The following is a 21,652-nucleotide window of genomic DNA, read 5'->3' as shown; positions in this document are numbered from 1 at the left end:
GGTCAGAGATTGCGCACTACGCGAAAGCCTATCCAGTCCCCGCGTTCCTGAGGGTATTGGCTGTTGCGGTTTCCGGAGCGGGAGAACACCGGGGCTTCCCCCCAGTCGTTGCCGCGGATGCGCACGGCTTCGCAGTTGGGTTCCAGCCAGGCGCTGCCATCGGTGGGGGCGTCGACGTAGTTCGGGTGTTCGCAATCTTCGACCCACTCATAGACGTTGCCGTGCATGTCGTACATACCGAAGGCGTTCGGTGGGTAGCTGCCCACCGGCGAGCTGTAGCTGTAGCCGTCCGCCGGGCCGTAGGTGTTGGCGTGTTTGGCGATGCTGTATCCCTTGCCTTCATCGAACGGAAAGGGGAACGGGCCTTGGGTGCCGCCGCGTGCGGCGTATTCACGCTGGGCCTCGCTGACCATGCTGTATCGCTGTCCGGTTTTCTTCGACAGCCAGGCGACGTAGTTCTTCACGTCGTCGAAGTTCATGCACACCGCCGGCTGACGCGGGCCCTGCGGGTAGCGCGGCTTGCTGGCGATGCACTCGCGACCTGGCCGGGTATCGCCGTTGGCGATGGTCACGCCGCTTTCCTTGATATATCTGTCCCATTCACCGGCGGTGATCTGGAAGCGGCTCATGGCGAAGGGTTTGGCGAAGGTCACCTCATGCATCGGACCCTCATCGGGCTCGCGGCCGACTTCGTCATCGGGCGTGCCCATGGTAAAGGTGCCGGCGGGCAGCACGACCATTTCCGGGCAGTTCTTGCAGTCCTTGAATACCTTGCCCGCTGGCGGTGGGGTGGCAGCCTGTGCGGCGCAGGGGAGCAGGCCGGCGATGAGGGCGGTTAGGGCGAGGGCTAACATGTGACGGGTCATTTTCTATCTCGATAAAGAAGAGCGAACCCTGTAGGAGCGAGCATGCTCGCGATGGACGTCAACGATAACGCGGGGTGTCTGAATATCCGCAGTGTTCTGGCGACCATCGCGAGCATGCTCGCTCCTACAGTGAATGGTGGTTTCAGGCGGTTTTGTTCAGTAGGGCCGTGAACCGGTCGATTTCGTGTTCACTGTTGAGCAGGCCGGGAGCGATGCGGATCACCGGGCCAGCGTCACGGTCCACCGAGTCGCAGACCACGCGGTTCTGCATCAGCCCGCTGGCGACCTTTTCGCAGTCCTGGTCCTTGATCCGGAAGAAGGTGAAACCGGCGGACAGTTGCGGGCTCCTTGGCGTGACCAGTTCGATCCGCGGCTGTTCCAGCAGGCGATCCTTGGCATAGCTGTTGAGTTCATGAATGCGCGCCTGGACCTCGGCCTTGCCCAAATCCAGGTGCAGCTTGAACGCTTCGTCCACGGCCCAGCGATGGTCGAAACTGTGATAGCCGCCGGGGGTCATGATGGTCGCGAAATCGGTGGATTCGCTGAAGGTCGGAATGATCGGCGTGACGTCCCGGACCTCGGCGGAGCGGGCACAAATGATCCCGGTGCCACGGGGGCCGAACATCCATTTGTGCGTACCGGCGATAAAGAAGTCGCAGTGCATGTCGGGAAAGTCGAGGTCCTCGACGCCAAAGCCGTGCACGCCGTCGACCACATACAGGATGCGGTCCTTTTCGTCGCGCTTGCGGTTGTACTCTTCGACCAGCTTGCCGATTTCACCAATCGGCAGTTTCACACCGCTGCCCGATTGCACCCAGGTCATGCCCAGCACGCGGGTTTGCGGGCGGATGCCTTGGGCAATCGAGCCCAGCACTTCGTCCACGGAAATGTCGCGGCTGCTCTCGAACAGCTTGAGCTTGCGCACGTTCGTGCCTTGGCGTTGCTGACGAAATTCCAGCGTGTAATTCGTGGAATAGTGTTCATGTTCGCTGACCAGGATTTCCTGATCCGGCCTTACATGAATCCCGCCATAGATCATCGCCAGGCCTTCAGTGGTGCTGCCGGTCAGCGCGATCTGCTCGGGTTTGGCATTGAGGTAGCGTCCGGCCCAGACCCGCACATTGTGCTCGCGTTTCTCGGTTTCCTGCAGGTCCCAGTCCATGGCCCGGCCAGGGTTGCGGTCGATGTTGGCGCGGTGCATGTCGATCGCGTTGCGCACCGGCGTTGGGTGCGAGGTGACGAGGAAATTGGCGAAATGCAGGTAGTTCGGGTCCTGATTGAACAGCTGGCGCAACTGCGCCCATTTGCCCTTGGGCAAAGGCGGTGGCTGCTGTTGTAGATCGCCGGCCAGGGCTGGCGGGTACACGGAAGCAGCCAGGGGCAGGCCGGCGGCGAGAATGCCGGCCTGCTTGAGGAAGGAGCGACGGTTGGTCATGGCTTCGGGTTCGCTTGGCAAAAGTGGCATCAGTTTTTGGCGACGGGCCGGGAGGCTTTTTCGACCTGGTCCCAGACCCGCAGGAAATTGCCGCCCCAGAGTTTGGCGATATCGGCTTCGCTGTAGCCGCGGCTGATCAGCTCGGCTGTCACGTTGCGCGCCTCGCTGACGTCTTTCCAGCCGTCCAGGCCGCCGCCATCGTTGAAGTCGGAACTGATGCCGACGTGATCGATGCCGATTTTCTTCACCGCGTAGTCAATCGCGTCGCCGTAGTCCTTGAGGGTGGCCTTGGGTTCTTCGTCGACAATCGCGTAGAGCTGGCTGGCGTATTCGCCGAACCGTTGTTCCGACCACACGGTGATGATCGGGTCGCCCGGCATCAACGCCATCTCCAGGCCTTGCAGGGGTTGCAGGTCGAAACGCGCACGCAGGGCGTTGAGCTTGTCCTGGGTGGCCTGGCTCAGTGGGCGGATGTAGGTCGGGAAGCCGACGATCTGCACCACGCCGCCGCTGTCCTTGATCAACTGCATTTCGTGGTCGCTGAGGTTGCGCGGGATGTCTACCAGGGCGCGCGGGGCGGAGTGCGAGGCCACCATCGGCGTGCGGCTCAACCGGGCCACTTGCTCCAGGGCCTTGGTCGACATCTGCGAGACATCGATGATCACGCCGAGGTCGTTGAGGCGCTGCACGGCCTGCTTGCCGATGTCCGAGAGACCGCCGAGGGCGTCCCGGGAATCGTTGAAGAACGGCAGCGGCCTGGATGAATCGGCCCAGGCGTTGTTGCCCACATAACTGAAACCGAACATGCGCATGCCCCGTGCCGCCCATTTATCCAGGGCATTGAGGTCGTTGCCCAGTGGGTAGGCGTTGAGCATGCTCAGGAAGATTGCAAACTTGCCTTCGCCATGCAGGCGCCGGAAATCGTCAGGGGTGTAGGCGATGGCGGCCTGGTTGGGGAAGTCGCGCACCAGGGCGCTGATGATCTTGTAGCGGGTTTCCTGTTCGAAGCGTGCCTCTTCGACGAAGCCGGCGGTGGGGCGATGCGGCGCGTTGGGACCGTTCCAGATTTCCGGCCAGCCGAAAATTGTCAGGGCCGCACCGGACAGGCGTCCGCGTCCGCTCTTGACGAGGTCGAACTGGCCGCTGCCGTCCTTGTCGGCTTCATTGCCGGCGGTACCGAAGTCCATGGGTACGGTGATGTGGCTGTCGAACGAGAGAAGGCGCTCATGCAGTTCTTCGGCCTGCTTCATCACTTTGACCGGGTAACCGTGATTGTCCTTGAGCCCGTAATCCCAGGCCGCAAAGCCTGCGCCCGCGCAGATCGCCAGGGCTAGCGGCAGGCCGATGAAAAGAGCCTTTTTCGAACGTGGTTTTGTCATTGCCGTCTCAGTCAGGGAGCCTTTGCTATCTGGGAGGAACGAGTGATCGACCAAGGAATTTAGGTGCTCCTGAAAAGATCGCAGCCTGCGGCAGCTCCTACAGGGGCAGGCATTTCATGTAGGAGCTGCCGCAGGCTGCGATCTTTTGGCTGCACCATAAATTTTGGAAGGGAACAAACGTTCTAGCTTGGATAAAGCCTGCTTCATGGCTGACACAGGTAGGGCAATGACGATTTCTCGACGATGGTTCATGGCAGGCCTGGCGCTGACCGGCGCGGCTGTGCCCGCGGCTTTTTATGGGCATCGCCAATGGACGAAGCCGGACCCGACGATCACCCCCGGCGAAGCGTCGTTCGAGGTGGCGGATGTCGCCGGCCAACGCCTGGCGGATACGCTGCGTGGTGTCTGGCAGATCCGTTTCGAAGGACGTGATGCCGGGCTTGAAGGCTTGCCACGGGACGGGCTGGAGTTGTTTCTCGACATTGGCCACAAGGGCCGTGGCCTGGTTGGTTTTCTCGACACCGCCGAGCGCTTGCGTTCCAGCGAAGCACCGCGATATCAGGTGCTGGGCGATGTGGCCGGGGTCAAGCCGGCGCAGTTGAGTTGGCGCTTGCTCAGCGCCCGTGGCAGCTGTGACTACGAGTTCAGCATGGCGCTGGACGAAGTCTGGGCCGGTTTCGGCAATGCCGGCAGCGCCAGCCTCAGTGGTCGCGTGCTGGATCTGGATCGCCCCTTGATGATGACGACCCAGGACAATCGCTTTGTCGCGGTCAAGAAGGTGTTCCCCGAAGCCCGCGAACGCACCGCTCTGAATCCACCGCTGCTGGCCTGGCTGACGTCCCAGGAGCATCGCTTGTTCCACCAGCTCTGGCATGCGTCCAGGGATAAATGGCACACCTTGCCCGAAGACAAGCGCGACGCCTTGCGCGGCATCGGGTGGCAGCCCGGGCCGCGGGATAAGGAGCGTGACGCCCGTGGCACACGCAAGGATCGCAACGGCTCCGGCGTGGACTTCTTCTTCATGCATCGGCACATGCTCGGCACCGCACGTTCGATGCAGGACTTGCCGTCATGGACGCGGTTCCCCTTGCCGCAACCGGAACTGGCCCGGGACCGCATCGGCTTCGCCAATTATTTCGACAACCACGACGGCACGGCGCTGCCACCTACCTGGCTGGCCGAAGACGATGACGAGTATTCGCAATGGGTCAGCGACATCAAGACCGCCGAGACCTACCACAGCAATTTCCAGGTCTGGGAGTCGCAATACCGTGACCCGCGTTACCTGTCGAAGTTGACCCTGGGGCAGTTTGGCTCAGAGGTCGAGTTGGGCCTGCACGACTGGTTGCACATGCGCTGGGCCTCGGTGCCGCGCGATCCGTCCAACGGCCAGCCAGTGCCGTTCGCCCGGGATCCAGCGGACTTTTCCGCGCGCTGGTATGCGCCGGAAAACGACTTCCTCGGCGATCCGTTCTCGTCCCATGTAAACCCGGTGTTCTGGCACTTCCACGGCTGGATCGACGATCGCCTGGAAGACTGGTTCCGCGCCCATGAGCGTTTCCACCCGGGGCAGGTGAGTCGGCTTGAGGTCAATGGCGTGCAGTGGTTCGCGCCAGGGCGTTGGGTCGAGATCGACGACCCGTGGCTGGGGCCGGGGACCCATGGTTGCAGCGCCACGCCGGGGTTGCAGGCGGGCAAGTCGGTGGAGATGGACCCGGAGACCATGAAGCTGGCGTTGCGGATTACCTTTGGCGAGGACGAGAAGAAGCTGGCGGATCTGTTCAGGAAGGTGCCGCAGCGGCCTTGGTATGCGCGGAATTTGAAGGTGAAGCCGGTCGTTACATGATCGTTCCCACGCTCTGCGTGGGAATGCCTCAACGGACGCTCCGCGTTCGGCTCTGGATGGGACGCAGAGCGTCCCGGGCTGCATTCCCACGCAGAGCGTGGGAACGATCAACTACAAAACCTGCCACCCACCCCCAAGCGCCTTGTACAAAGCAATGCTCGCCTGCATCCGCGACAGCCTCAGTTGTACATTCAAATCCTGCGCCGCATACAGTGTGCGTTGCGTCTCCAGCACTGTCAGCAAATCCTCGGCCCCCGCCTCATAGCGACTTTGGGCGATGTTGAACGCGGTCTGCGCCTGGCTCAGCTCCTCGCTCTGCCACTGGCGCTGTTCGTCCAGTCCGCGAATGCTGTTCAAGGCTTTTTCCACGTCGGCGAAGCCATTGATAATCGCACCGCGGTAGCTTTCCAGCAGTTCTTCCTGGCGGCCCAAAGCCTGGTCGCGCTCGGCGCCCAGGCGCCCATTGTTAAACACCGGCGCCAGCAATCCGGCGGTGAGGTTGTAGAAGGGGCTGCGCAGGATGTCACCGGCACGGTCGGCACCGGAGCCGATTTCCGCGCTCAGGGTCAGGGTCGGAAACATTGCGGCGCGGGCGACGGTGACGTCGGCCTGGGCAGCGGCCAGTTGCGCTTCGGCCCGGGCGATGTCCGGGCGCCGGCTGAGCAATTCGCTGGGTACGCCCGCGTCAATGGCGGGCCAGGACAATTGATCGAAATGTTCCCGGCCCAGCGCCAGTTCCTGCACCGGGCGGCCGAGGAGGGTAGCGAGGCTGATCTGCGCGTCGATGGCCTGCTGCCGTACCAGCGGTAATTGCCGCTGTTGCGCGGCCACCAGGCTTTTCTGCTGAGCCAGTTCCAGTGCGGTCGCGGAGCCGGAATCGAAGCGAGTCTGCACCAGTTTCAACACGTTCTGCGCGTTGGCCAGGTTGAGCCCGGCAATACGGCTTTGCTCCTGCAGCGACAGGGTTAGCGCATAGGTGTTGGCGACGCCGCTGAGCAACGTCAGCTCCACCGTCGCCTGATCGAACTCGCTGGCCTGCAACGCGAATTGCGCACTGTCACGGGAAGCGCGCTGGCCACCCCAGAAATCGATTTCGTAAGTGGCGGTCAGGTTGCTGTTGAAATAGTCCACGGCGCTGTTGTCGCTGTCGGCATCCAGTTGGCTGTAGCCATTGCCGCGCAGCAATTTCTGGCGGTTGGCGTTTGCCCCTGCCTGGACTTCCGGTAACTGCGAACCACCGGCGACCACCGTTTCGGCCTGTGCCTGGCGCACCCGCGCAATGGCGGCGGCCAGGTCGTAGCTGCCGACTCGGGCCTGTTCGATCAGGCGTCCCAGTTGCGGGCTGCCAAAGCGGTTCCACCATTGCTGGTTGTCGCGGGTAGCAGTCGAGGAGTGTGGTGATTGCCAGGCGGTGGGCGGCGTAATGCCGCTGTCCGGACGCTGGGCGGGACTGCCGCAGGCGCCGAGCAGCAGGCAGAGGGTCAGCAAACTCAGTTGCGGCTTCATGGAAAGATCATTCACTGGTAAGGGCCGTGACCGGGTCGAGTCGGGCAGCTTTGCGGGCCGGCATGAAGCCGAAGACGACACCGGTGACCAGGGCGCAGCCGAAGGCGCCCAACACCGCTATCAAGGAGAACGCGACGGCGACTTCGCTGAGGATCAGCACGCCGCCGACGATCAGCGCCAGGGCGATCCCGGCCAGGCCACCGACCACCGAAAGCATCACCGCTTCGGTGAGGAACTGGCGCAGGATGTCGCGCTGGCGGGCACCGGTGGCCATGCGGATGCCGATCTCGCGGGTCCGTTCGCGCACGGTCATGAGCATGATGTTCATCACGCCGATGCCGCCCACCAGCAGCGAAATCGCGGCAATCGAACCGAGCATCAGCGACAGGGTGTTTTGCGTGCGCGCTTCGGCCTGGATCATCGCCGCGTTGTTGGTCAGCTCGAAATCCTTCTTGCCGTTGTGCAGGCGCAGCATCAATTGCTCGATGGCGTGTTCCGTTTCCTTGACCTTGCGCGCATCGGCGGCGGCAATCGCGATGTATTCCGGGTTGTAAGTGCCGAATAACCGCACGCTGGCGGCGGAGTAGGGGATGGCGATGCGGTCGTCGCTGTCGGAGTCGCCGGAGCTGGCGCCTTTTTCCGCCAGCACGCCGACCACCTGGAAGGGTACGTTTTCGATCAGGATGTACTGGCCGATGGGATTGGCGACGTCCTTGAGCAGTTTGGTCCGCACCTTGTGGCCGATCACCGCGACCGCCGCGGCGTTTCGTTCATCGGCCTCGGTGAAGTAGCTACCTTGCACCACTGGCCAGTTGAAGATCGCCGGGAAGTTGGTGTCGTTGCCGCCAACGTAGCTCAGGTGGTCGAGGTTGCCGAAGCGTACCCCGGCTTCCTGGCCGTTGACCGGCATGATGCGCATCACCTGGGGCAGGCTCGCCACCGCCTTGACTTCGTCCAGGGTGACGATACCCAGCGGCGTGCGCGGGTTTGGGGACGCGCCACTGAGGTAAATGATGTTGGAACCGAACGCGCCCATCTGGGCCATGACTTGGCGCTTGCTGCCTTCGCCGACGGCCAGCATCACCACCACCGACGCCACGCCGATAATGATCCCCAGCAGGGTCAGCGCGGTGCGGAACCTGTTGATCCACATCACCCGCCAGGCGGCTTGCACCGCGTCGACCAGCTCGCCTTTCCAGGCACCGCTGGCTTGCGCGCCTTCAGTCAGGCGCTTGCGCAGGTCCACTGCTTGCAATGCACCGGGATTGGCAGGGGTTTGCGCGGCGCGATTGTCCAGGGCGCTGTCACTGATGATCAGGCCGTCGCGGATCTCGATGATGCGCTTGGCCCGCGCCGCCACTTCGCGATCATGGGTAATGAGGATCACCACGTGGCCCTGGCTCGCCAGCTCGTCGAGCAGCGCCATGACTTCCTTGCCGCTGTGACTGTCGAGGGCGCCGGTGGGTTCGTCGGCGAGGATGATATGGCCGCCGTTCATCAAGGCGCGGGCAATGGACACCCGTTGCTGCTGGCCACCGGAGAGCTGGTGTGGACGATTGCCGGTGCGTGTGGCCAGGCCGAGGCGCTTGAGCAGAGCGGCGGCACGGGCATGTCGTTCGGCGGCTGGAGTGCCAGCGTAGATCGCCGGCATCTCGACGTTATCCTGGGCCGAACCGGACGGAATCAGGTGATAACCCTGGAACACGAAACCAAAGGCTTCGCGGCGCAGCCAGGCCAGTTCGTCGCTGTCCAGGTCGGCGACGTTTTCTCCGGCGAAGCGGTATTCGCCCGAGGTCGGACGGTCGAGGCAGCCGAGGATGTTCATCAGTGTCGACTTGCCGGAGCCGGAGGCGCCGACGATCGCCACGAATTCCCCGGCATGGATCGACAGGTCGATGCCGCGCAACACATGGACTTCAGGCGCGTCGCCACCGCCGTAGGCTTTGCGGATGTCTGAAAGGTCGATCAGGGGCGTATGCATTTACCCGCCGCTCCCGTCGGCCGGGCCGATCAACAAGTGATCGCCTTCCTGCAGGCCGTCGAGGATCTGCACCCGCAGGCGGTCGCTGATACCGGTGCGCACGTTGCGTTGTTCGATACGGCCATTGCTGGCCACCACTTGCGCGGTCTGGCTGTCGGATTGCGCGCCGGCCTGCAGCGCGGCGATCGGTGCGGTCAGGACGTTTTGCGCCTGGCCTGCGACGAAAAATACCTGGGTGGTCATTTCCGCCATCAGCGCGTTGTCGGCGTTATCGACATCCAGCAGCACGGTGTACAGCACCACCCGTGCGCTGCCGCTTTTGCTCGAGCTGGCGGGGCTGCCGCCGCCCTGGCTGGTTTGGTCTAGGGGTTTGGGCGGTACGGGCAGGATCTGCCGCACGGTGCTTTTCCAGCGCCGGGTGCCGCCGCTCAGGGTGGTGAACCAGGCGTTCATGCCGGGTTTGACGTGGCCGATGTCGGCTTCGGAGACCTCGGCCCAGACGGTCATCGGCGACAGTTTGGCGATGCGCAGAATCAGCGGTGTCTGTTGCTGGGCGTTGAGGGTCTGGCCTTCGCGGGCATCCAGTGCGACCACAGTGCCGGACATGGGCGCATAGATCCGGGTGTATCCGAGCTCGGCCTGATCGCTGCGCAGGCTGGCCTGGGCCTGGCGAATCTGCGCCTGGATCATGTCGATGCGCGCCTGGGTGGCGCGCAGTTCGGCCTGCGCAGTCTGCACGTCTTCTTCGCGGGTGGCGTTGCCGGCCTTGAGGTGTTGCTGGCGCTGGAATTTCTGTTGGGCCAGGTCGTGTTGCGCGCGTTGCTCCTGAAGCTGCGCCTTGAGGTTTTCGATGGAAAAACGCCCGGCATCGAGTTTGGCCTGTTGCGTGGAGGGATCGATTTCCACCAGCAGCTGGCCTTCCTTGACCACGTCACCGACTTCCACGTGGATCTTTTGAATCTGCCCGGACGCTTGGGCGCCGACGTCCACGTAACGCCTGGGTTGCAGGGTACCCAAGGCCGTGACACTGCTTTCGAGGTCGGCGCGGGTCACCTGCACGGTGGCGAACCGGTCGCGCCAGGGCGGAATGAACTGCCAGGCCGCAACGGCGATAACGGGGATCAGGGTGAGTGCTACCAGCAGGGCGCGTCGGGTACAACGGGAACGTTTCATGCAGGGTTCCAAAGCAGTTGAACACTGCCGTGGAGCCGGCAGGGACGTGGAGCTGTCCTAGTAGACGAGGACAGCTGCAGGGAATTTAGCCTCGGACACGCGGCGTAACACTGTGGCTTGCCTCACTGATCGTTCCCACGCGGAGCATGAGCACGATCGGTAAGGCAAGCCCATGGCTATTTGTCGGGCCAGACAAAGCAATACTTTAAATCTACATGAGAATTACTATAAATTACGCATCTCAAATTGCCACTACCGTGCCACTGTGGCCGACAGGTTGCTTCAAGGACAGAAACCGCACCCGTGCGGACGGGAGTCATGTTGGAAAACTACTATCGAGAGCTGGTGTGTTTCCTCAACGCCAAGCTGGGCAACCGCCAGGTGGCTGAAGATGTGGTGCATGACGCTTACCTGCGAGTCCTGGAACGCTCCAGCGACACGCCGATCGAGCAGCCCCGGGCATTCCTGTATCGCACGGCATTGAACCTGGTGATCGACGATCATCGACGCAATGCATTGCGCCAGGTCGAGTCGCTGGAGGTGCTCGACAACGAAGAGCGCTATTTCAGTCCCTCGCCCCTGAGCAGCCTCGATCACGGCCAGCGCCTGGACATGCTCCAGCGCGCCCTGGCGGAGTTGCCCCGTCTGTGCCGCGAGAGTTTCCTGCTGCGCAAGATCGAAGGCCTGTCACACCCGCAGATCGCCGAACACCTGGGCATCTCCAAGGCTCTGGTAGAAAAGCACATCGTCAACGCCATGAAGCATTGCCGCGTGCGGATGCGCCAATGGGATGCGCATTGATCCTCGCGTTGATCCGTTCTTGTTAAATTTTATTTCACTGTCCTCGTTCCTAATCAACAGACGACCTGCTGTCCTGCTCAAGGCCGGCCAGGTCACTTAGGCTTATCTCCCCCGCCGCTCGGGGTACATCCAGAGGACACTGGAAATGACACAGGCAATTGCATCGCCCATCGTTCACGACCTGATCGGCGTCGGTTTCGGCCCTTCGAACCTGGCACTGGCCATCGCCCTGCAAGAACGCGGGCCGACCCAGGGCGAGCTGGATGTACTGTTTCTTGACAAGCAAGCCAACTACAGCTGGCATGGCAACACCCTGTCGACCCAAAGCGAGCTGCAGATCTCCTTCCTCAAGGACCTGGTGACCCTGCGCAACCCGACCAGTCCTTACTCGTTCGTCAATTACCTCAAGGCTCACGATCGCCTGGTGGACTTCATCAACCTGGGCACGTTCTATCCCTGCCGCATGGAGTACAACGACTACCTGCGCTGGGTGGCTGCGCAATTCGAGAAACAGAGCCGTTATGGCGAAGAAGTGCTGGCCATCGAACCGGTGCTGCACAACCAGCAAGTCGAAGCGCTGCGGGTGATTTCTCGCGATAGCGCTGGACATCAACAGGTTCGAACCACCCGTTCGGTGGTGGTCAGCGCGGGCGGCACGCCGCGAATCCCCGAGGCGTTCAAGGCACTCAAGGGCGACAGTCGCGTGTTCCACCATTCGCAGTACCTGGCGCAGATGGCCACGCAGCCGTGCGTGAACAACCAGCCGATGAGCATTGCAATCATTGGTGGCGGGCAGAGCGCGGCGGAAGCCTTCATCGACCTCAACGACAGCTTCCCGTCGGTGCAGGTCGACATGATCTTGCGCGGTTCTGCCCTGAAACCGGCGGACGACAGCCCGTTCGTCAATGAAGTGTTCTCGCCGGAGTTCACCGACCTGGTGTTCCAGCAGGACAGCAGCGAACGTGAGCGCCTGGTCAACGAATACCACAACACTAACTATTCGGTGGTGGACATCGACCTGATCGAACGCATCTACGGGATTTTCTACCGGCAGAAAGTCTCGGGCATTGCTCGCCATGCGTTCCGTACCCTGACCACCATTGAAAGCGCCAGCGCCACCGAGCGTGGCATCGAGCTGGCCGTGCGCAACAACGCCACCGGCGAAGTCACGGTCCGCCTCTATGATGCCGTGGTGCTGGCCACCGGTTACGAGCGGCAGATGCACCGCAAGCTGCTGGCCCCGCTGGAACAGTACCTGGGTGATTTCGAAGTGGATCGTAACTACAAATTGATCACGGATGAGCGCTGCAAGGCCGGCATCTATATGCAGGGCTTCTGCCAGGCCAGCCATGGCTTGAGCGACACGCTGCTGTCGATCCTGCCGATTCGTGCGCACGAGATCGCCGGTTCGCTGTATGACCATGGCAAGAAGCGCGGGCATCGCTCGATGGCGGATCTGCTCCTGGCGACTGCCAGCTGAAATCTTCGGCGGCGGTGAGGTCGCCTTCGTTGCAAACCCGCGACTCGCGTCAGACTTTTCGGGTGGTATTTCGGACTTTTCCTACAGAATGCGTCGTAAGTCTTCCGTAGCCTTGCCCCCCTCATCAATCTGACCCGGGGGGGCTACGTTGCCCAGCAAGTCCTTACGCATCCTGATCGCCGACGAACAACACTTCAACCGGATGAAAATAGAGCGGTTGTTCAACCAGCTCGATTACTTTCGCGTGGCTCCGGTGCAAAGCTTCGAGGAGCTTCTGAACCTGGTCGAATATGGCTGCGCGCCATTCGATCTGCTGGTCATCAATGCTGGCCTTGCGCACGGCAAGCTGGACCTGCTGGATTTCTGTCTCGACAACGAGCAGCTTGCGCATGCGCTGATCTTCGATGGCCAGTGCGCACAACTCCCTGTCATTGCGGCCTGTGAACGGCACAAGGTGCAGGTGAGCCACGCCTTGTTGCCGGACCTGGCGACGGTCCAGCGTTTGATGGCAATCGTCGATCGACCCCGACCGCTCGTCGGGACTGTCATTTCTGTCAGGTAGTTCAATCGAGTTATACGTGCAAGAGTTCAGGTGCAGCTACTGTGTCCCGTGCGGGCTCTTACCCATGGACCATCAGTGTCCGAATGTTGTGTTTATGCATAGGGAGTTGCCATGAAGCGCGCGTTGATTGTGGATGATCATCCGGCGATTCGAGGTGCAGTCAAAATCGTACTCAAGCTGGAGGGATACCAGCACATCTTTGAAGCGGCAAGCGGTAACGAAGTCTTGTCGATGATCCGCGAACATAAGCCTGAACTGCTGGTGCTGGACCTCAAACTCCCGAAGCTCGACGGTCTTGAGGTACTGGCACGGATCCAGATGGAAGAGATGCACTGCCGGGTGGTGGTGTTCACCGCCCAGGAGCCAGCGTTTTTCCAGGATCGTTGCATGCGCGCGGGTGCCGTGGCCTACGTCCCCAAGACCAACGATCTGCAGCATCTGCACAAAGCCGTGCGCGCCGTGATGGCCGGCTACACCTTTTTCACCCGATTGCCCTCGAGCTCGGTGTCCGTGAGCCAGGTGCTACGCAGTGAAAAGCACATGATTGACAGCCTCTCGGACCGCGAGTTATCGATTTTCCAGTATCTGGCCCGCGGTACGAGCAACAAGGAAATCGCCGAAATCCTGCACGTGAGCCACAAGACCGTGAGCACCTACAAAACCCGCTTGACTGAAAAGCTCAACGTGAAGTCGTCGGTGCATCTGCGTGAACTTGCCCAGCGTCATGCCTTGGTCTGAATGAACGCTATTCGATACCTGCTGTTGGCTCTTTGCCTGGGGGCATCGAGTGTCCTTGCGCAGCCGCAGACATTGGCGTTGCTGGGCCGTTCCAGCGCGGAAGGCCAGGTGCTGCCGTTATCGGTGGCCGACTCGCGCTGGTTGCAGCAGAAAGCCCGTTTGGTGCTTGCCGTTTCAGCCCCGGATTATCCACCTTTTGACATCACCACCGATCACACGCTTGAGGGGGTGACGGCCGACTATGCCGATCTGCTGCGCCAGCTGCTGCAGGTGGAGATCGAAGTCCAGCGCTATCCAGCCCGCGAAGACGCCCTTCGAGCAGTCAAGCAAGGGGCAGCAGACCTCCTGGGAACGTCCAACAGCTACGAGTCCCAGGACCGCCAATTACAAATGTCCCACGCCTATGCGGTGGATCAGCCGGTATTGGTGACCCGAGTTGACTCGCTCCAGGCACTGGACCCGACGCTGGCTGACAAGCGCCTGGCAACGCTCTACCACTACTTGCCTGAACAAAGCGTGCAGCAGTTCTATCCTGAAGCGCAGGTCCAGCTTTTCCCCTCGACACTGGCAGCGGTCGGCGCAGTCGCCTTTGGCCAGGCGGATGTCTATCTGGGCGATGCGATCAGCGCCCATTACCTGATCAGCAAAAACTACCTGAACAACGTCCAGCTGGCTGACTTCTCGCCCATGGAACCGGGGCGCTTCGCCTTTGCCATGGCCCGCGACAACCCGGCGCTGCTGCGCGTTGTCAACAAGGCCCTGACGGCGATAACGGCCAATGAACAAATGAACATCCTGCGCCGCTGGGGCGCGAGCGGGGTGTCCATGCCGGGCACGCAGTCGCTGCAATTGAGCGTGGCCGAGCAACGCTGGCTCGACCGTCACCCGCGCGTGAGTGTGGCGATCAACGAGAACATCCCGCCGATAACGTTCATGGACAGTGAAGGCAAGTTTCGCGGCATCGGGGTCGATGTGTTGGCGAAAATAAGCCTGCGCACCGGCTTGCAATTCGACATCCGGGGCATGCGCTCAGTGGCCGAGATGCTGCAGGCGATCAAGAGCGGCCAGGTCGACGTGCTGGCCGGCATCGGCCTGAGTTCCCGGCGTGAGGAAGACTTGCTGTTTACCCGGCCGTTCCTGACCAGCCCTTCCGTGCTGGTAACGCGCCTGGCGCCGGATAGCCCCAGGACCCTGGATGATCTGGCCGGAAAGACCCTGGCGCTGACTCAGGGCAATATCGCTGGCGAGTTCATTCGCCAATACTTCCCGTCGATTCGTTGTGTTGATGCGCCGCTGTCGGCCGATGCCATGGAAATGGTTGCCCAGGGCAAGGCACAAGGTGGCATCAACTCATTGATCAGTGCCCGTTACCTGATATCCCGGCAGTACCGTGATCGCCTCCAGGTCACCAGCACCGTGGGCATCGATCCCGCGCGCAGTACCCTGGCGACCGGTCGCGACGACACCGAGTTGCATTCGATCCTGGACAAGGCCTTGCTCAGTATCCCTCCCGAAGAAATCGACGACCTGATAATGCCCTGGCGCAATGACCTGATGGTGGAGCAGAGCTATTGGCTGCGTCATCGACAGAACATATTCCAGGCGTTCGCTGCCGCGGGCGCCTTGCTTCTCCTTGCCCTGTTGTGGATTGCCTGGCAGCGCCGGCAGATCCGCCAGCGCCAGCAATGGCTTGCCCGATTGCAGGAGGCCAAGGACACCGCCGACGATGCGAATCGCGCCAAGACCACGTTCCTGGCGACCATGAGCCATGAAATCCGCACGCCGATGAATGCCCTGATCGGTATGCTTGAACTGGCACTGAAATCCGCCGACAAGGGCGTCACCGACCGCGCGGCCATCGAGGTGGCGTCAAGTGCCGGGCAACAGTTGCTGGCCTTGATCGGCGACATCCTGGACATTGCCCGAATCGAGTCCGGACATTTGTCCCTGATGCCGGAGCGCACCAATCTGCACGCGCTGGTGGTGTCGGTGTGTCGGGTCTTCGAAGGCCTGGCCCGGCAGAAGAACCTGCTGTGGCGCATCGAGCTGGATGAGCACAGCGACCGCGATGTGTTGATCGACCCCACGCGTTTCAAGCAGGTGCTGTCCAACTTGCTGAGCAATGCCATCAAGTTCACCCACAAAGGCGAAGTCAGCCTGAAGTTGCAGGTTATGCCCGTGTTGCCGGACCGTATCGCGGTCAATGTGTGTATCGAGGACAGCGGCAGTGGTATCAGCGACTTTGACCAGCAACGCTTGTTCAGTCCATTCGTGCAGGTCGGGAATCGCCAGGTATCAGGCCGGCAGGGGTCCGGCCTGGGGCTGGTGATCAGCCGCACGCTGTGCGAAATGATGGGCGGGCAATTGCAACTCGCCAGTGTCCTGGGGCGCGGTACCCGTTTGGACATCAGCCTTGAACTGCTGGCATTGGAGACGTTGCCCGCCGCTGAAATGGCGCCGGGCGAACCGCCGGCAAGGACCCGGCCGCTGACAATTCTGGTGGTGGACGATTACCCGGCCAATCGGTTGCTGCTTTCGCGGCAACTGAGTTACCTCGGGCACCAGGTTCTGCTCGCAGAGGATGGCCAGCAAGGCTTCGAGCAATGGCGAAAACACGTCTGCGATCTGGTCGTCACCGACTGCAACATGCCGGTGGTCAGCGGTTATGAACTGGCGGGTGCGATCCGCGATGAGGAGCGCTTCCAGGTGGGGCCGCCGACGTTGATTCTAGGCTTCACTGCGAGCGCGCAACCCGAGGAGAAAATGCGTTGCATTGAAGCGGGCATGGACGATTGTCTGTTCAAACCCATTCAATTGGTCGACCTGAGCGCATGGTTGAGCTGCAGATTTCCCGTCGAATCGGCAGGCGTGCCCGAAGCGCCCCCCATCACCGAAATCGATTTAACCGGGTTGCAACGCTACACCGGCGCCGACAGTGAATTGATCGTGCAACTGCTGCAAGATTTGGCCGTGACCAACCGCGAAGATCGCGAGCGTCTTATGCAAGAACATGCCAGCGGTAATCGCCATGGCTTGAAAGACCTGGCGCACCGCATCAGGGGTGGTGCGCAAATGGTCCGGGCACAGGCTCTGGTGGCGTGTTGCGAACAACTGGAGCGTGCTTGTGCCGAGCGCGATGCCGCACTGATCGACGCAGCCGTCGATCAGTTGCACCAGGCGATGACGCGCCTGGACAAAACGCTTGAACAGGGCAGGGGCTTGAACCCGGCTGCTTAATCCCAGGTCGGCGCCAGGCCCTTGGGGCTGGTCAGTCGATAGCCGCGATCCAGGCTGGCGATCAATGCCATGTCGGCATCGCTCAACGTGATCGCGCTGGCCTTGAGGTTGCCGGCGAGGTTGGCGCGTTTGGTCGACGAAGGAATCACGCCATGACCCAGTTGCAGGGCCCAGGCCAGGGTGACTTGTGCCGGTGTTGCTTGCAGACGGTCGGCGATCTGCATAATCACCGGATCCTTGAGCACTTCACCGTAGGCCAGGGTCATGTACGAAGTGATCTGGATACCCTGGCTTTGCGCGAACTCGACGACCTGGCGGTTTTGCAGGTAGGGGTGCAATTCGATCTGGTTAGTGGCGATGTTCTGCGCGCCGACGGCGGTTATCGCCTGTTTCATCAGGTCGACGGTGAAGTTGGAGACACCGATCTGCCGGGTCAGGCCCAGGTCCCTGGCTTCGAGCAAGGCACCCATGAACTCCTCGACCGACACCTGGTCTTGCGGCGACGGCCAGTGGATCAGGGTCAAGTCCAGATAGTCAGTCTGCAGTTTGTGCAGGCTCTCCCGTAGGCTGTCGATCAGGCGATCCTTGGCGAAATTGGCGACCCAGATCTTGCTGGTGATGAACAGGTCTTCGCGGGCAATGCCGCTGGCAGCGATGGCCTGGCCGACTTCGGCTTCGTTTTCGTAGATCTGCGCGGTATCGATGACCCGGTAACCCAGTTCCAGGGCGGTGCTCACCGAATCGATGACCACCTGGCCTTGCAAGCGAAACGTACCCAGGCCGAAAGCGGGGATAGACATGAATGACTCCAGTGGGTGCAGTGGGAATGGGCGCGAGTATCCGCGCCTGTATCCGTGAGAAAAACCGCTGGATGGGCAAAGCAATGTTTACTGGAAATCAAAAATCGATGGCACGTGGTCTGGAATGCATTCCCCTGTAGGAGCGAGCATGTCGAATCGTCGCACCGTCGCGATGGACGTTAACGATTACGCGGGCTATCTGAATGGCCGCGTTGTTTGGGCGTCCATCGCGAGCATGCTCGCTCCTACAGGGGAACCAGCGCTCAGGCAATATCACTGCGGCTGAACTCCTCGCCAAGAAAGTCGATCAAGGTCCGCACCGACGGCAGCAGGCCACGGCGTGACGGGAAGATCGCATGGATAACGCGAAACCCTGATGTTCCACCACCTGGGTGAAGTAGTAGAGGGTGTTGAGGTCTTCCACCATCGTTCTCCAGATAGAACGCTAAAGCTGATTTTTGCAGTCTAGCGCAGCAAAGGTCACGGTTTTAAGCTCTGTCCATGACTTCACGCACCTCATCAGGAGACACCATGAAAAACATCATCGGTATCTACACCAGCCCGCGGGCCCATTGGGTCGGCGACGGTTTTCCGGTTCGCACGCTCTTTTCCTACGACAACCTGGGCAAGCACATCAGCCCGTTCCTGCTGCTGGATCACGCCGGCCCAGCTGAATTCACCCCGACCACCGCGCGACGCGGCGTTGGTCAGCATCCACACCGTGGTTTCGAAACCGTGACTATCGTCTACAAGGGCGAACTGGAACATCGCGACTCCACCGGCAGTGGCGGCAAGATCGGCCCCGGTGACGTGCAATGGATGACCGCCGCCTCGGGGATTCTCCATGAAGAGTTTCACTCCGAAGCTTTCGCCAAGAGCGGCGGCACCCTGGAAATGGTGCAGTTGTGGGTCAACCTGCCGGCCAAGGACAAAATGGCCGATGCCGGTTATCAAACCATACTCGATGGCGACATTCCGAGCATTGCCCTGGCGAACGACGCCGGCAGCTTGCGCTTGATCGCCGGTGAATTTGAAGGCCACAAAGGGCCGTCGCGCACCTTTACCCCAATCGACGTCTGGGACCTGCGCCTGAATGCCGGCAAGTTGCTCACGCTGGATCTGCATGAAGGACGCAACACCGCACTGGTGGTTTTGCGCGGCACGATTGAGGTCAACGGCGTGGAGTCGGTGCGTCAAGGGCAGTTGGCCTTGTTCGACCGCAAGGGCGATCAACTGACCCTCCAGGCCAGCGAAGACGCTGTAGTGCTGCTGCTCAGTGGCGAACCGATCGACGAGCCGATCGTCGGCCACGGTCCGTTCGTTATGAACACCGAGCAGGAAATCCACCAGGCGTTCGCCGACTTTCAGTCCGGTCGTTTCGGCCAGATGCACGGTTGATGCCTCGGGCAACCACTCCAGATCTACAATTGTTGATCGAGAGCTACCTCAAGGCTCAACAAGTGGCGAACGAACATGAAGCGCTGGATTCGCAGCGCTAACCGGGATACCCACGCCGACTTTTTCGGCATCGATAACACACGCGGACCCGTTCGGCCTGGCCTGTGAGCTGTACCGCGACCGGCGCAACGACATCGGGCTACAGCACCCTGACCAAGTAACCCGGACATATCGCCCCCTGTAGGAGCTGCCGCAGGCTGCGATCTTTTGATCTTGATTTTGCATGATTTGCAATTCGCCGAAGATCAAAAGATCGCAGCCTGCGGCAGCTCCTACAATGTGTGCGATATTTGCGTTAATCACCCGTGCCGGAGCTGCTTGATGCTGTCGTTACTGACCGAACACCCGCTGATTTGTGCCTTGCTCCTGATCCTGACCGATCTGGTGTTGTGGCGCTTGATCGGTACCCGTGGCCACAACGTGAAACTGCTGGTGCGGGTGGTGATTTTCTCACTGTTCAGCCTGGTACTGTTCAACGAAGGCATGAACCCGCTGGAACCCGCGCCCTGGGATGACAACGTGCCGTTGCACCTGGCGGCCACCGGTTTGCAGATCGGCTGGTGGCTGTTCGCTGCGCGCACCCTGACCGTGCTGATCGGTGCGGGCATGATGCAGCGGGTAGGGCACACCGGGCGACTGTTGCAGGACCTGCTCGGTGCTGTGATTTTCCTGGTCGCGGTCATCGCAGCCCTGGCCTACGTGCTCAATCTGCCGGTCAAAGGCGTACTGGCTACCTCCGGTGCCTTGGCGATCATCGTCGGCCTGGCCTTGCAAAGCACCCTCAGTGACGTGTTCTCCGGGATCGTGCTGAACACCACCAAGCCCTATCAACTGGATGACTGGATCGCCATCGACGGCACCGAAGGCCGGGTCATCGATATCGATTGGCGGGCCACGCGCTTGCAGACTTCCCAAGGCAGCATGATCGTGATTCCCAACTCGTTGGCGGCCAAGGCCAAGATCACCAACTTCAGCCGTCCCAGCGATATGTTCGGTCTGTCGATCAGCCTGCAGGTCAGCCCCCATGTCCGTCCGCAAATCGTGATCGATGCCCTTGAGCGAGCGGTGCAGGGTTGCCGAACCTTATTGACTTCACCCGGCGGCAAAGTAGCGCTCAAAAGCTCCAGTGCTGCCGGCAACGAATACGAAATCAGCGGGTTTGTCGCCTCGATGAGCGAGAAGCGCTCGGTACGTAATCAACTGTTCGATCTGGCGTACCGGCATTTGCGGGCATCGGGGATTCACCTGCTGTCGAGCGTCGAAGCCAACCCGTCGAACGACCTCACACGGCCCCGGGCGCTGCTCGATAGCTCGCCGCTATTTTCTACCCTGCGCCACGAAGAGAAAGAAACCTTCAGCCAGAACATGTCCCTGCAATCGTTCCGCACGGGCGAGACGATACTGGAGGCGGGGGAGGTCAGCGATCACTTGTTCATCATCGAGTCCGGGGTGGTTTCCGTTACGCTGAACCGTCACGGCACGCCCATCGAATCCGGACGCATGGGGCCAGGGGAGGTGATCGGCGAGGCCGGTATCTTGACCGATAGCGCGCTACCCGCCCAGTTCACCGCGAAAACCCCGTGTACGCTCTATCGCATCGAAAAACAGTACCTCAAGCCCTGCCTGGATGCCCGCCAGGACATCAACGATGCGATGAAAACCTTGCTGGATTTCCGTCTGAACAAGGCCAAGTCGCTGATCGCGGATGTCCCCCTCGTGGTGCCGAAGAAAGGGTTCTTGCAATGGTTGCGCAGTCGGGTGTGACGGCAGCATGGCGCGTTTAGCGGGCCATTGGCCTCCTCGACTTCTGCCCGATTGGCTATTTGTACACGCAGGCGGTAGAGCTAACTTAGTGCCACACCCACTTGCCCAGGAGCATGCCATGCAACCGCGTATCGATTTCTACACCGCTTCCCCTGACGCCCTCAAAGCCATGATCGCCCTGGAATCCGCCGTTTCCAAACTGCCGCTGGAAAAGTCCCTGATCGAACTGGTCAAGCTGCGCTCTTCGCAAATCAACGGCTGCGCCTTCTGCATCGACATGCATACCGCCGACGCGATCAAGGCCGGCGAAACCCCGCGTCGCCTGTTCGCCGTGACGGCCTGGCGCGAAGCACCCTTCTTCACCGAGCGCGAACGCGCCGCACTGCTCTGGACCGAATCGCTGACCCAGCTCAGCCTGACCCATGCGCCGGATGAAGACTACGAAGTGGTCGCCGCCCAATTCACCCCCAAGGAATTGGTCGACCTGACCGTTGCGATCAACACCATCAACGGCTGGAACCGCCTGGCGGTGGGCTTTCGCAAGACGCCTCAGGCCTGATTTTTTTGCCCCTGCGTCATTGAATCGCTCAGGTAATGAAAAGCAGACTGGGCGAGGGAAATAATGC

The 21,652-nt window shown here is 61.1% G+C and carries 16 protein-coding genes and 2 pseudogenes; 10 read left to right on the top strand and 8 right to left on the bottom strand.

What is annotated here, in order from left to right; all coding sequences use genetic code 11:
- Positions 1-2 precede the first annotated feature (2 nt).
- The 3 genes from PG5_RS03475 to pvdM form a co-directional block, all read right to left on the bottom strand.
- A complete protein-coding gene (locus tag PG5_RS03475; protein ID WP_020795698.1) occupies positions 3-866 on the bottom strand; it encodes a formylglycine-generating enzyme family protein in 864 nt (287 codons plus the stop codon).
- Between the two features lie 142 nt (positions 867-1,008).
- A complete protein-coding gene (locus PG5_RS03470) occupies positions 1,009-2,301 on the bottom strand; it encodes an aminotransferase class V-fold PLP-dependent enzyme (protein WP_042955230.1) in 1,293 nt (430 codons plus the stop codon).
- A gap of 29 nt (positions 2,302-2,330) precedes the next feature.
- Complete coding sequence (gene pvdM, locus PG5_RS03465) at positions 2,331-3,680, bottom strand: pyoverdine-tailoring dipeptidase-like protein PvdM (RefSeq protein ID WP_042955228.1); 1,350 nt, start codon at positions 3,678-3,680, stop codon at positions 2,331-2,333.
- A 226-nt stretch (positions 3,681-3,906) separates the two neighbouring features.
- Here pvdM and PG5_RS03460 point away from each other — a divergent pair, with 226 nt between their 5' ends.
- The gene (locus PG5_RS03460) at positions 3,907-5,526 is read left to right on the top strand and encodes a hypothetical protein (RefSeq protein ID WP_020795694.1); all 1,620 of its coding nucleotides are present in this window, start codon (positions 3,907-3,909) and stop codon (positions 5,524-5,526) included.
- Between the two features lie 111 nt (positions 5,527-5,637).
- Here the strand turns inward: PG5_RS03460 and PG5_RS03455 are convergent, their stop codons facing one another.
- The 3 genes from PG5_RS03455 to PG5_RS03445 are packed head-to-tail and all read right to left on the bottom strand — an operon-like array spanning position 5,638 to position 10,186.
- Positions 5,638-7,032 (bottom strand): efflux transporter outer membrane subunit, encoded by a 1,395-nt coding sequence (locus PG5_RS03455; RefSeq protein ID WP_020795693.1) that lies wholly within the window; start codon positions 7,030-7,032, stop codon positions 5,638-5,640.
- Between the two features lie 7 nt (positions 7,033-7,039).
- The gene (locus PG5_RS03450; RefSeq protein ID WP_020795692.1) at positions 7,040-9,013 is read right to left on the bottom strand and encodes a MacB family efflux pump subunit; all 1,974 of its coding nucleotides are present in this window, start codon (positions 9,011-9,013) and stop codon (positions 7,040-7,042) included.
- On the bottom strand, positions 9,014-10,186 hold the full coding sequence (locus tag PG5_RS03445; RefSeq protein WP_020795691.1) for an efflux RND transporter periplasmic adaptor subunit: 1,173 nt from the start codon (positions 10,184-10,186) through the stop codon (positions 9,014-9,016). It lies immediately after the preceding gene.
- Positions 10,187-10,504: 318 nt separating this feature from the next.
- Here PG5_RS03445 and PG5_RS03440 point away from each other — a divergent pair, with 318 nt between their 5' ends.
- The 5 genes from PG5_RS03440 to PG5_RS03420 all read left to right on the top strand — a co-directional run bounded on the left by PG5_RS03440 (position 10,505) and on the right by PG5_RS03420 (position 17,004).
- A complete protein-coding gene (locus tag PG5_RS03440) occupies positions 10,505-10,987 on the top strand; it encodes a sigma-70 family RNA polymerase sigma factor (RefSeq protein ID WP_008056197.1) in 483 nt (160 codons plus the stop codon).
- A gap of 145 nt (positions 10,988-11,132) precedes the next feature.
- The gene (locus tag PG5_RS03435) at positions 11,133-12,467 is read left to right on the top strand and encodes a lysine N(6)-hydroxylase/L-ornithine N(5)-oxygenase family protein (RefSeq protein ID WP_020795690.1); all 1,335 of its coding nucleotides are present in this window, start codon (positions 11,133-11,135) and stop codon (positions 12,465-12,467) included.
- 148 nt (positions 12,468-12,615) lie between these two features.
- Positions 12,616-13,029, top strand: a complete 414-nt coding sequence (locus tag PG5_RS03430; protein WP_020795688.1) for a hypothetical protein — start codon at positions 12,616-12,618, stop codon at positions 13,027-13,029.
- 111 nt (positions 13,030-13,140) lie between these two features.
- Positions 13,141-13,767 carry a response regulator transcription factor gene (locus PG5_RS03425; protein ID WP_020795687.1) on the top strand — a complete coding sequence of 209 codons (627 nt, stop codon included), beginning with the start codon at positions 13,141-13,143 and terminating at the stop codon, positions 13,765-13,767.
- Positions 13,768-17,004: a transporter substrate-binding domain-containing protein gene (locus PG5_RS03420; protein WP_020795686.1), complete on the top strand. Its 3,237-nt coding sequence runs from the start codon at positions 13,768-13,770 to the stop codon at positions 17,002-17,004. It begins immediately after the preceding gene.
- On the opposite strand, the gene dkgB is transcribed toward PG5_RS03420, so the two are convergent.
- Entirely contained in the window at positions 17,001-17,804 is an 804-nt protein-coding gene (gene dkgB / locus PG5_RS03415) for a 2,5-didehydrogluconate reductase DkgB (protein WP_020795685.1), read from the bottom strand. The two genes, PG5_RS03420 and dkgB, sit on opposite strands and share 4 nt — an antisense overlap.
- A gap of 263 nt (positions 17,805-18,067) precedes the next feature.
- Positions 18,068-18,169 (bottom strand): annotated as a pseudogene (locus tag PG5_RS34100) (LysR family transcriptional regulator); the annotation flags it as partial.
- 166 nt (positions 18,170-18,335) lie between these two features.
- On the opposite strand from PG5_RS34100, the gene PG5_RS03410 reads away from it, so the two are divergent.
- The 4 genes and pseudogenes from PG5_RS03410 to PG5_RS03400 all read left to right on the top strand — a co-directional run bounded on the left by PG5_RS03410 (position 18,336) and on the right by PG5_RS03400 (position 21,585).
- Complete coding sequence (locus PG5_RS03410) at positions 18,336-19,202, top strand: pirin family protein (protein WP_020795682.1); 867 nt, start codon at positions 18,336-18,338, stop codon at positions 19,200-19,202.
- Positions 19,184-19,303 (top strand): annotated as a pseudogene (locus PG5_RS35225) (hydrolase); the annotation flags it as partial. The gene PG5_RS03410 and the pseudogene PG5_RS35225, both read left to right, overlap by 19 nt.
- 280 nt (positions 19,304-19,583) lie before the next feature.
- Positions 19,584-21,026: a mechanosensitive ion channel family protein gene (locus PG5_RS03405; RefSeq protein WP_020795680.1), complete on the top strand. Its 1,443-nt coding sequence runs from the start codon at positions 19,584-19,586 to the stop codon at positions 21,024-21,026.
- A 118-nt stretch (positions 21,027-21,144) separates the two neighbouring features.
- Positions 21,145-21,585: a carboxymuconolactone decarboxylase family protein gene (locus PG5_RS03400; protein WP_020795679.1), complete on the top strand. Its 441-nt coding sequence runs from the start codon at positions 21,145-21,147 to the stop codon at positions 21,583-21,585.
- Positions 21,586-21,652: the final 67 nt, after the last annotated feature.

Source organism: Pseudomonas sp. G5(2012), from assembly GCF_000408945.1.
In the GTDB taxonomy this organism is placed as follows: domain Bacteria; phylum Pseudomonadota; class Gammaproteobacteria; order Pseudomonadales; family Pseudomonadaceae; genus Aquipseudomonas; species Aquipseudomonas umsongensis.
Note: the sequence above shows the minus strand (reverse complement) of the source record. Positions and strands in the feature narration are given on the sequence as shown.